Origin of the sequence: Variovorax sp. LG9.2 (genome assembly GCF_035018885.1) — a bacterium.
GTDB lineage: Bacteria > Pseudomonadota > Gammaproteobacteria > Burkholderiales > Burkholderiaceae_C > Variovorax.
Genome location: NZ_JASJXB010000001.1, coordinates 177,144 through 189,740 on the forward strand (window position 1 = coordinate 177,144; position 12,597 = coordinate 189,740).

Sequence of the window (12,597 nt, forward strand, 5' to 3'; positions counted from 1 at the left end):
TTGCGGCTCACTTGTTCTTGTTGTAGACGTCGATGAACACGGCCGCCAGCAGCACCAGGCCCTTGATCACCTGCTGGTAGTCGATGCCGACACCGAGAATCGACATGCCGTTGTTCATCACGCCCATGACGAAGGCACCTATGACCGCCCCCATGACCTTGCCGACGCCGCCCGAGGCCGACGCGCCGCCGATGAAGCACGCGGCGATCACGTCGAGCTCGAAGCCCAGTCCAGCCTTGGGCGTCGCGGTATTGAGCCGCGCCGCGAACACCAGCCCGGCCAGCGCGGCCAGCACGCCCATGTTGACGAAGGTGAGAAACGCCAGCCGCTGCGTCTTGATGCCCGACAGCCGCGCCGCCTTCTCGTTGCCGCCCAGTGCGTAGATGCGCCGGCCGATGGTGGTCCGGTTGGTGACGAAGTCGTAGGCGACGATCAGCACCGCCATCACGATCAGCACGTTCGGCAGGCCTCGGTACGACGCCAGCAGGTAGCTCAAAAACAGAATGACGCCGGCAAAGAAAACGTTCTTGACGAGGAAGAAGGCGTAGGGCTCCTGGTCCATTCCGTACTTCGCCAGCTTGGCACGGCCGCGCAGCTTGAAGAACAGCAACGCGGCCGCGGCGATGGCGCCGAGCACGACAGATGTCGTGCGCAACTCTTCACCGCCGAACACGTCTGGAATAAAGCCTGAACTCAGCCGCTGGAACTCGACCGGAAAGGGCCCGACCGATTGGCCTTCGAGCAGCGCCAGCGAGAGCCCTTTGAAGACCAGCATGCCCGCCAGCGTGACGATGAACGACGGGATGCGAAAGAACGCCACGAACCACCCCTGCGCCGCGCCGATCGCGCCACCGGCGATCAGGCACACGATGGTCGTCGGCACGAAGTGCCAGTGGTACTCGACCATCAGCACGGCCGCCAGCGCGCCGATAAAGCCGCACACCGAGCCAACCGACAAATCGATGTGGCCCGCCACGATCACCAGCAACATGCCCAACGCCATGATGACGATGTAGCTGTTCTGCAGCAGCAGGTTGGTGATGTTGAGCGGCCGCATCAGCGTGCCATCGGTCAGCACCTGGAACAGCACCATGATCGCGACCAGCGAGATCAGCATGCCGTATTCGCGCAGGTTGTTCTTGATGAAACCCACGTGCAGCCGCGGGTGGGGCGCAGCAGGCACCGCGGACTCCACGGTATTCACTTCACTCGGCATGAACGGAACTCCCGGCGTTGACGATGGCGCGCATGATCCGCTCCTGCGACGCCTCGGCGGCTGTGTACTCGGCCACGAAGCGCCCTTCGTTCATGACGTAGATGCGATCGCACATGCCGAGGAGTTCGGGCATTTCCGAGGAGATCATCAAGATGCCTTTTCCTTCGCTCGCAAGCTGGTCGACGATGGTGTAAATCTCGTACTTGGCGCCCACGTCGATGCCGCGCGTGGGCTCGTCGAGGATGAGCAGTTCGGGCTTGGCAAAGAGCCATTTGCTCAGCACCACTTTCTGCTGGTTCCCGCCCGACAGGTTGACCACCTGCTGGCCGACGCCCGAGCAGCGGATGTTCAGCGCCTTGCGGTAGTTGTTCGCGACTTCGAACTCCAGCCCGTCGTCGATCACCATCGCGCTCGACACCGCCGCAAGGTTGGCGAGGCTCACGTTCTTCTGGATGTCTTCGTCGAGCACCAGACCAAGTCCCTTGCGGTCTTCGGTGACATAGGCAATGCCGCAGTCGATCGCCTTGCGGATGGTGCCGAGGTCGACCGGCTTGCCGTGCATGAACGCCGTGCCGCGAATGCGTTGCCCATAGGAGCGACCGAACACGCTCATCGCAAACTCGGTGCGACCCGAGCCCATGAGTCCTGCGATACCGACGATCTCGCCACGCTTCACATGCAGGTCGACGCCTTTGATGACTTCGCGGTCGGCGTGCTGCGCATGGTTCACATGCCAGTCGCGGACTTCGAAGATCGTCTCGCCGATCTTCGGATTGCGCTGCGGGTAGCGGTGCGCCATGTCGCGCCCGACCATGCCGCGGATGATGCGGTCTTCGCTGATCGGTTCGGTACGGCAGTCCATCGTCTCGACCGTAGCGCCGTCGCGCAACACGGTGATCGAGTCCGCGACCTTGGCGATTTCATTCAGCTTGTGCGAGATCAGAATCGACGCGATCCCCTGCACCTTGAGTTCGAGCAGCAACGCCAGCAATGCGTCGCTGTCGCTTTCATTGAGGCTGGCGGTCGGCTCGTCGAGGATCAGCAGCTTGACCTCTTTCGACAGCGCCTTGGCGATCTCGACCAGTTGCTGCTTGCCGACGCCCAGGTTGGTGATCAACGCCGTCGGTGGCTCCTTGAGTCCGACCTTCACGAGCAGCGCCTGCGTCCGCGCATAGGCTTCGAACCAGTCGATGACGCCGCCGTGCGCGGTTTCGTTACCGAGAAAAATGTTCTCGGCGATCGACAGCAACGGCACCAGCGCCAGCTCCTGGTGAATGATGATGATGCCGAGCTTCTCGCTGTCGGCGATGCCCTTGAAGCGACGCAGCTCGCCTTCGAAGCGGATTTCGCCGGTGTACGAATCGGCCGGGTAGACGCCGCTCAGCACCTTCATGAGCGTCGACTTGCCGGCCCCGTTCTCTCCGACCACGGCATGGATCTCGCCTGCGCGCACCGCGAGGTTGACGTTGTCGAGCGCATTCACGCCCGGAAACGTTTTCGTGATGCCGCGCATCTCCAGAATGGCGTCGGTCAAACCTGTTGCGCTCCAGGTCGCGTCCTTGCTCGCACGCTCACTTGACCTGGCTCTCGGTGTAGTAGCCGCTGTCGATCAACACCGGTTTCCAGTTCGACAGATCGACGCTCACCGGCTTCAGCAAATACGAAGGCACGACCTTCACGCCGTTGTTGTAGGTCTTGGTGTCGTTCACTTCCGGCGTCTTGCCCGTGAGCATGGCGTCGGCCATGGCGACAGTGACCTTGGCAAGTTCGCGCGTGTCCTTGAACACGGTCGATGTCTGCTCCTTGCGAATCATCGACTTGACCGACGGCACCTCTGCGTCTTGCCCCGTGACGATCGGCATCGGCTGCTTGGGCGAACCGTAGCCGACGCCCTTCAGCGACGACAGGATACCGATCGACAAACCGTCGTATGGCGACAGCACCGCATCGACACGGTCCTTGGTGTAGTAAGCCGACAGCAGGTTGTCCATGCGAGCCTGCGCCACCGCGCCGTCCCAACGCAGCGTGCCGACCTTGTCCATGCCCATCTGCTTGCTCCGCACGACCAGCTTGCCGCTGTCCATGTAGGGCTTCAGCACCGACATCGCGCCGTTGTAGAAGAAGAAGGCGTTGTTGTCGTCGGGCGAACCGCCGAACAACTCGACATTGAAGGGCCCTTTGCCGCCCTTCAGGTCGAGCGACTTCTCGATCGATTGCGCTTGCAGCACGCCGACCTGGAAGTTGTCGAAGGTGGCGTAGTAGTCGACGTTCTTGGAACCCTTGATCAGCCGGTCGTACGCGATGATCTTCACGCCCTTGTCGGCCGCCTTTTGCAGCACGTCGGACAGCGTGGTGCCGTCGATGGCCGCGATCACCAGCACCTTCGCGCCCTTGGTCACCATGTTCTCGATCTGCGCGAGCTGGTTGGGGATGTCGTCGTCGGCGTATTGCAGATCGGTCTTGTAGCCCTTCTCCTTGAAGTACTTGACCATGTTGGCGCCATCGGCGATCCAGCGCGCCGACGACTTGGTCGGCATCGAGATGGCAATAGGACCTTTGTCCTGCGCATAGGCCAGCGGCGCGATGCCGATCGTGACGACAACGGCCGAAGCGAGCAGTGTTTTAAGGAAGATGCGTTTCATGTTGTGCTGGCTTTCAGTACTTGCGTTTCGGGAATTCGGCGGCCGCAACTTCCATCGGGAAGATGCTCTCGACCGTCACGATGCGCTTGGGCAGCGTCTTGCCGGCCTTGATGTCTTTCACCGCGCTCATGAGCTGCGGGCCCAGCAGCGGACTGCACTCGACCGACACATTCAGCTTGCCGGCCATCATGGCTTCGAAGGCACCCTTCACTGCGTCAATCGAGATGATCACGATGTCCTTGGCCGGCTTCATGCCGGCTTCTTCGATCGCCTGGATCGCGCCGATCGCCATGTCGTCGTTGTGCGCGTACAGCACGTTGATCTTCTTGCCGTCGGCCTTGAGGAATGCCTCCATGACTTCCTTGCCCTTGGCGCGCGTGAAATCGCCGGTCTGCGAGCGAATGATCTTGAACTTGGGGTCGGCCTTGATGATTTCCTCGAAGCCCTTCTTGCGGTCGATGGCCGGGGCCGAGCCCACAGTGCCCTGCAGCTCGACGATGTTCACGTCGCCCTTCTGGTCCTTCATTTTTTCGGTCAGCCAGCGTCCGGCCTTGCGTCCTTCTTCGACGAAGTCGGAGCCCATGAAGGTGACGTACAGCGAGTCGTCCTTCGAGTTGACCGAGCGGTCGGTCAACACCACAGGAATCTTGGCAGCCTTGGCTTCCATCAGCACAGTGTCCCAACCGGTTTCGACCACCGGAGAAAAGGCAATGACGTCGACCTTCTGTGCGATGTACGAGCGAATGGCCTTGATCTGGTTCTCCTGCTTTTGTTGTGCGTCGGAGAACTTCAAGTCGATGCCCGCTTCCTTGGCCGATGACTTGATCGACTCCGTGTTGGCGGTGCGCCACTCGCTCTCGGCGCCGACCTGGGCGAAGCCGAGCACGAGTTTCTTCTGCGCCAGCGCAGTGACCGGCAGCATGCCGATGAGCGATGCGGCACCGAGTGCGGTGGTGAGAGTGCGACGATTGATTGCCATGGTTTGTCTCCTGTGATTTTGGTGAAAAAACGCTCTGCGAAAACTCTTGCGAACGCGGCTCTTGCCGGTTCTTGTGGTCGGTTGCGGGCTGCTTTGTAGTCTTTCTTACTCACGCCATCATGTAGCCCGTCTTGATCGACGTGTAGAACTCGGCAGCGTAGCGGCCCTGCTCGCGCGGTCCATAGCTGGAACCCTTACGTCCGCCGAAAGGAACATGAAAGTCGATCCCCGCCGTGGGCAGGTTGACCATCGTCATGCCGACCTCGGCATGCCGCCTGAAATGCATCGCGTACTTGAGGGACGTCGTGCAGATGCCGGCACATAGGCCGAAGGGCGTGTCGTTGGCAAGGTGCAGCGCATGCTCGTAATCGTCGGCCTGCAGCACGCAGGCAATGGGGCCGAAGATTTCTTCGCGAGCGACGCGGTGTTGTGGTTTGGCGAGGAACAATGCCGGGCTCATGAAGTGGCCTGTCGTCGCGCGCTGCAGCGCCTCACCGCCATAAACATGCTCGGCGCCTTCGTCGCGCGCGATGGTCATCCATTCGAGGTTTTGAGCGAGCTGTTCGCCATTGACCACCGGGCCGATGTCGACACCGCGCTCCAACGCATGGCCGATGTGCAAGGCGGCCAGCCGGTGACGCAACCGCACCACGAAGGCGTCGTGCACAGATGCCTCGACGATCAATCGGCTCGACGCAGTGCAACGTTGCCCGGCCGAGAAGTACGCGCCCTGCACGGCACAGTCGACCGCGCGATCGAGATCGGCGTCGGCCAGCACCACCAGCGGGTTCTTGCCGCCCATCTCCAACTGCACCTTGGCGCGTCGTGCCGAAGCCGCCTGCAACACGCGCTCACCGGTGGCCACCGAGCCGGTGAAGCTCAAGGCATCGACGATTGGGCTTTCGACGATCGTCTGCCCGACCTCCCGCCCGCTGCCCATCACAAGATTGAAGGTGCCGGCCGGCAATGTGGCCCTGGCGATGATTTCAGCCAGCGCCCAGCCGCAGGCCGGTACCAGTTCAGAAGGCTTGAAGACCACCGTGTTGCCGTAAGCCAGCGCCGGAGCGATCTTCCATGCGGGGATAGCCAAAGGAAAGTTCCAGGGCGCGATCAGGCCGACGACACCCACCGGCTCGCGCGTGACGTCGACCAGCACATCGGGCCGTACCGAGTCCATCGATTCGCCGCCGACGCGCAATGCCTCACCAGCGAAGAACTTGAAGATGTGACCGGCGCGTGCGGCCTCCGCAATGGCTTCGGGCAGCGTCTTGCCTTCTTCGCGCGCCAGCAAAAGGCCGAGCTGGTCTTTGCGCGCCAGGATCTCACTGCCGATCTGGTCGAGCACGTCGGCACGGCGCTGCGGCGTGGTGCGGCGCCAGTGCGGGAACGCATCGGCGGCGGCACGGATGGCCGCCTCGGTCTGGCTGCGGTCGGCTCGGGCGTATTCGGCGACCACCTCGCTGGTGTCGGACGGGTTCTCGCTCGACCCGGTGGTCACGCCGGTCTGCCAACGGCCGTTGATGTACTGCCGTGCGGTATGAGTGACGTGCGAAAGATCTGTGCGCTTCAAGGTGGGGCGAGTATGGGAATCTCACCAATATCTTTCCAATCAAAAATTGAGTGCAATCGATACCGAAAATCGCATTCAGGTAAACCCGTATCAACGCAAACAAGAACAACGAAACATGACCAATTACACGCACTGGTTCATCCGTGCGCGACTCAAGACGCGGCAGCTTCTGTTGCTTGTCGCTCTGGCCGAGGAAGGCAACATCCATCGCGCAGCGCAGGTGCTCAACATGACGCAGCCGGCAGCGTCCAAGTTGCTGAAAGATCTGGAGGAAGTGCTTGAGGTTTCGCTGTTCGATCGGCTGCCACGCGGCATGCGGCCGACCTGGTACGGGGAAACCATGATCCGGCATGCGCGCGTCGCGCTTGCGAGCCTGAATCAGGCGCACGACGAGGTGATGGCGCTCAAAGCGGGTCGCTTCGGGCAAGTGAATGTCGGTGCGATTACCGCGCCCGGCCTGGTGCTATTGCCCCCCGCTGCAGCAATGGTCAAGCGTGACCAGCCCAATCTGCGCATCGCGCTCGAGATCGAAACCAGTCCGGTGCTGCTCGACCGGCTGGAGCACGGCAAGCTCGACATCCTGGTCGCGCGTCTTTTCGCGGAGCACGACAAATCGAAGCTGCGCTACGAGGCCCTTACGGAAGAGCCCGTGTGCGCCATGGTGCGCCCCGGCCATCCGCTGCTCGGCATGGCCGGACTCACGCTGCGCGACGTGGTGTCCGCCGGCTGGATCGTGCCGCCCGCAGGCAGCGTGCTGCGCCACCGCTTCGAACTGATGTACCAGGAAGAAGGCCTGCCCCCGCCGATCAACGTGATCGAGAGCGCAGCGCTGCTGTTCATCACGCGCATGCTGCAGCAGAGCGACATGATCGCGGTGCTGGCCACCGACGTGGCGCGCTACTACGCATCGCATGGCATCGTCGCCGTGCTGCCACTGGCAATGCCTTGCCACATGGACGCCTTCGGCATCATCACCCGCACCGACCGGCTGCTGTCGCCGGCTGCGAAGATCATGATGAACGCGCTGAAGGCAGCGAGCCTGACTGTCTACGGAAAGCGGCTCGATCCGGAGTGACTTGCATAGGTGCGAATTTGCCTTGTTAGGATTTGCCGCGTCAAGCAAACGGAGACAACGACTATGAGCAATGCACCTTTATCCGGTGTGGCACCGACGCTGCTCGGCGAGCCTGAATGTATCTGGCCCGCGGGCGCGACGCTGGGAGAAGGAGCAGTGTGGTCGCCGCGTGAACAGGCGCTGTATTGGGTCGACATCCTCGGCTTTCGGTTGCACCGCTGGCGACCCGCCGACGCGGCGCAAAGCACCTGGACGTTCGATGAAGAGATCTCCGCATTGGCCGAGAGATCCGATGCGCCGGGTCTTTTGATCACGCTGCGCCGGGGCTTTGCGCTGTTCGATCCGGCGCTACCGGATACCGCCCCGACATACCTGCATCAGCCCGAGCCGGAGGTAACCGGCAATCGATTCAACGACGGTAAATGCGACGCACGCGGTCGCTTCTGGGCCGGCACGATGGACGCGGCCTGCGAGGCGCCGACCGGTTCGTTGTACCGCTATCAGCTCCATGAAAAAGACCCCGGCGGAGACTGCTCACGTCACGACCAGGGCTTTGCGGTCACCAACGGCCCGACCTGGTCCGCCGATGGCACGACGATGTATTTCAACGACACCGTCACCGGGCGCATCTACGCCTACGACTTCGACATCACCACGGGCAGCGTGTCGAACAAGCGCCAATGGCTGCGCTTCGCCAAAGGCGACGGCCTGCCCGACGGCATGACCACCGATGCAGCGGGCCGACTCTGGATCGCGCACTGGGGCGGCGCTTGCGTCAGCTGCCACGAGCCCATGAGCGGCGCCGAGCTGTGCCGCGTCACGTTGCCGACGCGACACATCACCGACTGCGCTTTCGGCGGGGCTGACATGCGCACCTTGTTCATCACCAGCGCCGCCACCGGGCTTACGCCGGCGCAGCAGAAGGCCGAGCCGCTGGCGGGGGGGCTGTTCGCTGTCGAGGTCGACGCCGAGGGCCTGCCCGCCAATCTGTTCGGTTGATCGAGCGTTATTTTTTGACAGCCGAGTCGGCACCGAAAGACCCGTCTTTCAGGAGCGGCAGCAGCCTGTCGTACTCGGCCTTGACGACTGCATAGCACTCGCACGTGCGAAGCTCGAGCCCGGGGCGGTCGAGCACCGTGATGCGGCCGCGCGAATAGCGGATGAGCCCGTCTTTCTGCAGCTTCAGTGCGCTCTCGCTGACGCCTTCGCGGCGAACGCCCAGCATGTTCGCGATAAGTTCCTGCGTCATGGACAACTCGTTGCCAGCGAGCCGGTCGAGACTGAGCAACAGCCAGCGGCAAAGTTGCTGGTCAAGTGAATGATGGCGATTGCACACTGCCGTTTGAGACATCTGGACGATCAACGCCATCGTGTAGCGCAGCAGCAGATGCAGCACCGGCCCAGCCCTGTCGAACTCTGTGCGCATGGCGGAGGCGTTGAGCTTGAGTCCGTGTCCGGCGCTTTGAACGACCGCACGATTGGGGGTCGACCCGCCGCCCATGAAGAGCGACACGCCAACAACGCCCTCGTTGCCGACCACTGCAATCTCGGCCGACGCGCCATTTTCCAGAACATAAAGCAGAGACACGATCGCCGTCGTTGGAAAGTAGACATGCGTCATGGTGCTGTTCGACTCGTACAGCACATGGCCGAGCGGCAAGTCGACGAGCTCCAGTTCTGGCAACCACCGCTGTCGCTCCGACTCGGGGAGCGCTGAAAGCAAAAGGTTGTGATTCAGCTCTTGTAGCGCAACTTTCATCCAGAAATCTCGAATAAATTTTCAACAGCGGTCCAATAATTCTCCCAATTATTTGTTGGCCTGTGTTGGCGTTCGGTTCGGTTCCGCACAAAAGTTCAACTCAGTCCATTTACGTGCGGCACCGCACAGACTGTTGACGCTGCCTGCTTTAGAAGCTTTTTCGCTTGACAAGAAAACTATGCATTCGCCAGAGGGAATCCGATAGCGAAGGTCGTGCCGACGCCCGGCACGCTCCATCCCGAAATCCAGCCGCCATGCGCCGCGACCACCTGCCTCACCATTGCAAAACCGAAGCCATGGTTGGGATCGTGTGGCGGCTCGCGATCGGCTGGCTCCACTTCGAACTCCTGTCCAGATGGCGAGGGCCCTTCCAGTTCAACATTGACGCCGGGTTCGGCTCGGCGGGCAAGCAAGTTATCTAGCTTGGCGGCCGACATGCCAGTTCCTTCGTCATGAATGGTGGCGACCGCCTCGCGGTCTGTCTCTACGATGCATCGCACCCTGATGGTGGCGCCGGAAGGACTGTGCCGGATGGCGTTTTCAAGCACGTTGACGAAGGCCCGCGTCAGCATGCCGCCGTCTGCGCGAACGAGGTCGGGGTGGCCGTTCGCCGAACTCACCAGCACGCGCACATTGCGAGCTTTCGCGGACGAAACGAGCGCCTCGATGCCTTGGGCCAACAACGAAGAAAGGCTCGCCACGGAAAATCGGTAGTCGCGTGCTTCAGACGTGCTGCTGCTGATGAAATTTTGCGCCAGTGTCATGGTTCGCTCGGCCTCGTGCCGGACGCCCGACACCAGCTCTGCCACACCCATGCGTGACGGCTTCATCTCGAACAGTTCCAGCAGGCTCAGGAGATTGATCTGCGGACTGCGCAGGTCATGCCAAAGAAAGTTTAGCCAGTCAGCGCGCTCCCGCTCCGCCTGCCGCTGCTGCGTGAGCTCGAGAAGCACAACGATCCAGGCGCCCGGCGCCTGATTGAGCGGGTCGCCGAGGCGCGCCGCATCGATTTGAAAGATCTTGCCTTGCGGCGTGCTGTATTCGCCACCGAGCGCCTGCGTCCAATGCCCATCCATGCCGGGGTGCCGGACGTTTGCATTGACCGTCATGCGCTTGACGAGCAACGGAAGGCTCTCGTTGACCAGTGAGCCGACCAGAGACTCTGGAAGCAGCGCCATGGCCGCTGCATTCAGCTGGGAAATAGTCCCGTCTAATCTGCAGATGAGAATGGCGATGGGGAGTCGTTCCAGGCCCTGTTGCGTGAACGTTTGCAAACGCACGAGGCGCAAGATCGCGTGATCGAGCGCGCCGATATAGCGATCGATCGTGTCGCTCCCGCCTAACTTGGGCGGGGCGCCGGGGTCGAAGGTTCCCGCTGGGACCTGGCTCAACGAGACGATGTGCGCCTTGAGAAAGCCGAGCACCTTGTTCATGTGTTGCCAGGTCCACAGCACATAGGCAGCCCCGATCCCGATTCCGAAGAACGAGGGCGGTATCCAGACGCGCACGAAGCGCAGCGCTCCCAAGCTGATCAAGACCGCGACACCGAGGCCCACGATTCCCACCAATGGCGCGGCCTTCGACATTGTTTCAAACAAGAAAAAAGAAATCCAGATGAACACAGCGAGACACGCGTACAGCGCGAACGGCGTGGCCACGGCCACCTGTGTACCATGTTGAAGCGAGTCGATGAAGCTGGCGTGCACCTCGATAGACGACACCAAGACGGCCCCCTTCTCACCCGCAACGTACATCGGCAGACCAATCCCCGAGTCAAGCGACGGACCCACGAGCACGGTGCGTCCCTTGAACTGGTCGGGGCGAAAGTTGCCTTCGAGCACTTGAAAGTAGGGTGTAGATGAATGCGCTGTTCCGCCCCTGAAGTGAGCCCCAATGCGCAACTGCTCGGTGTTCGCAACCGCTTGGCGCACTTCTGGTGACGGACCGACCAGCGCACCCAGATAGGGCAGCAAGGAGTCTGGCTTGCCTGAAAAAAGACGAATGAAACGCACCGACTCGCTCGTACCCCACGACGCAAGGTTTGCGTGTCCGATGCCCTGAGCCACTGGCGCAAATCTTCGCGTTCGAAAGCGCAGGCTGGCGTTCTGGTCCAAAAGGGCCGCCGATTGCCCGTCGCGAACCTGTAAAAAGACAGGTGCAAGCCTCAGCGCATTTCCGAGAGCAACGTCGTCGTCACCAGTTTGCATCGGCACGCCGAGCCTGAAGTTGAGCACAACCGCCTTGGGTGCCTGTTTGGCAAGTTGCTGCAGAAATCTTGTGTGGACAGATTCCGGCCAAGGCCAAGGCCCCAGTTTTTTCAGGCTTTCATCATCGATGGAAATGATCTCGACGGCGGATTCGGCCGGGGGCGGAAAGGCGGCCATCCCCCAGTCGTACACCATCTCATCCGCCGCAAGCGGTGCAACCGGATCGACATTCCAAACGATCAGGAGAGGCAACAGTACTGCTAGCAAAAACTGCGGCACGACATTGCGTCGTGAAATGCGTCGAAATGCCTCCCAATACCTATACAGGAACATCATCGCCAGTCGTCAAACCGATGTGCGTCATCGAAAGACCATTCCCCTCTTGTTCTGACATCTACAGCTGAATACTTTTTTCGACTACCGACAGCTTTCGGCGCAGTTTCAAGATTGAGTTATCCAAAAGGCGGCTGTTTCCGCCTTTCAAACCGTGGCTGGTTGGGTCCGGCAGATAGGCCGGCGAGACCACGCGACCCAAATTGTGAAGGGGTTAAATGATCAGTCCGAATTCGTGAAGCAACTGCCAGTCGCCGATGGTTGCGGGCCATTCCCAGCATGTTGTCCAACGCTCTTGCCAAAAGCTGCATCTGGATGAGTTAGTCCTGTGACAACGCTGTGCGCATGTTCGCCTCCTGTCTATTTACGATTGTTGACGAACCGCCTGACTAAATCTCACTAAATCTGCGCGACGAAAGCGATCCAGCTACCACTCACCCATTTCGCGCACGCGCTGATCGGGAGCCAGCGCAGCAAAGCGCTCTTGCGCCCGCCTTTCGACCTTGGCCGGCGCGCCGGTAAGCGCAGAAATACAGCGCGCGAGCATTTGGGCCGTACGCGACGGCTGGCGCGTGGCGGTGCGTGCGTAGCGGACTCGATGGGTGCGGCTGTTCATGGAAAGCTCCGGGAGGTGGAATCCCATGATCGGCGTTGCCGATTGCAAACGCCATCGCCTGCGCGTGACCTTGTTGGCACTTTGCGGAAAGGGCTCGCTGGCCGCAATGATGCGGACGGCAAACCGTGCGCAACTGCACAAGCCGACGAAAGTACTGCCAGGTCACGTTTGACTCTGGTCTGTGCGCTAGCGCATGGACG

The 12,597-nt window shown here is 61.3% G+C and carries 11 protein-coding genes; 3 read left to right on the top strand and 8 right to left on the bottom strand.

Going from position 1 to position 12,597, the window contains the following annotated elements:
- Positions 1-7: 7 nt before the first annotated feature.
- The 5 genes from mmsB to QN413_RS00845 form a co-directional block, all read right to left on the bottom strand.
- A complete protein-coding gene (gene mmsB / locus QN413_RS00825; RefSeq protein ID WP_323494789.1) occupies positions 8-1,216 on the bottom strand; it encodes a multiple monosaccharide ABC transporter permease in 1,209 nt (402 codons plus the stop codon).
- Complete coding sequence (mmsA, locus tag QN413_RS00830; protein ID WP_323495009.1) at positions 1,206-2,729, bottom strand: multiple monosaccharide ABC transporter ATP-binding protein; 1,524 nt, start codon at positions 2,727-2,729, stop codon at positions 1,206-1,208. The genes mmsB and mmsA overlap by 11 nt, the downstream gene beginning before the upstream one ends.
- Before the next feature lie 58 nt (positions 2,730-2,787).
- Positions 2,788-3,858 carry a multiple monosaccharide ABC transporter substrate-binding protein gene (gene chvE, locus QN413_RS00835; protein ID WP_323494790.1) on the bottom strand — a complete coding sequence of 357 codons (1,071 nt, stop codon included), beginning with the start codon at positions 3,856-3,858 and terminating at the stop codon, positions 2,788-2,790.
- 13 nt (positions 3,859-3,871) lie between these two features.
- The gene (locus QN413_RS00840) at positions 3,872-4,837 is read right to left on the bottom strand and encodes an ABC transporter substrate-binding protein (RefSeq protein ID WP_323494791.1); all 966 of its coding nucleotides are present in this window, start codon (positions 4,835-4,837) and stop codon (positions 3,872-3,874) included.
- 109 nt (positions 4,838-4,946) lie between these two features.
- The gene (locus tag QN413_RS00845; protein WP_323494792.1) at positions 4,947-6,407 is read right to left on the bottom strand and encodes an aldehyde dehydrogenase family protein; all 1,461 of its coding nucleotides are present in this window, start codon (positions 6,405-6,407) and stop codon (positions 4,947-4,949) included.
- A 115-nt stretch (positions 6,408-6,522) separates the two neighbouring features.
- Here QN413_RS00845 and QN413_RS00850 point away from each other — a divergent pair, with 115 nt between their 5' ends.
- Positions 6,523-7,482 (top strand): LysR family transcriptional regulator, encoded by a 960-nt coding sequence (locus QN413_RS00850; RefSeq protein WP_323494793.1) that lies wholly within the window; start codon positions 6,523-6,525, stop codon positions 7,480-7,482.
- A 63-nt stretch (positions 7,483-7,545) separates the two neighbouring features.
- A complete protein-coding gene (locus tag QN413_RS00855; RefSeq protein WP_323494794.1) occupies positions 7,546-8,481 on the top strand; it encodes an SMP-30/gluconolactonase/LRE family protein in 936 nt (311 codons plus the stop codon).
- A 7-nt stretch (positions 8,482-8,488) separates the two neighbouring features.
- Here the strand turns inward: QN413_RS00855 and QN413_RS00860 are convergent, their stop codons facing one another.
- From QN413_RS00860 to QN413_RS00870, 3 genes are all read right to left on the bottom strand, one after another.
- Entirely contained in the window at positions 8,489-9,241 is a 753-nt protein-coding gene (locus QN413_RS00860; protein ID WP_323494795.1) for a Crp/Fnr family transcriptional regulator, read from the bottom strand.
- Between the two features lie 176 nt (positions 9,242-9,417).
- A complete protein-coding gene (locus QN413_RS00865) occupies positions 9,418-11,784 on the bottom strand; it encodes a CHASE2 domain-containing protein (RefSeq protein WP_323494796.1) in 2,367 nt (788 codons plus the stop codon).
- A 424-nt stretch (positions 11,785-12,208) separates the two neighbouring features.
- Positions 12,209-12,397, bottom strand: coding sequence for a hypothetical protein (locus QN413_RS00870; RefSeq protein ID WP_323494797.1), 189 nt, complete (start codon positions 12,395-12,397; stop codon positions 12,209-12,211).
- Between the two features lie 25 nt (positions 12,398-12,422).
- Between QN413_RS00870 and QN413_RS00875 the strand changes: the two genes are divergently transcribed.
- Complete coding sequence (locus tag QN413_RS00875; RefSeq protein WP_323494798.1) at positions 12,423-12,569, top strand: hypothetical protein; 147 nt, start codon at positions 12,423-12,425, stop codon at positions 12,567-12,569.
- Positions 12,570-12,597 lie beyond the last annotated feature (28 nt).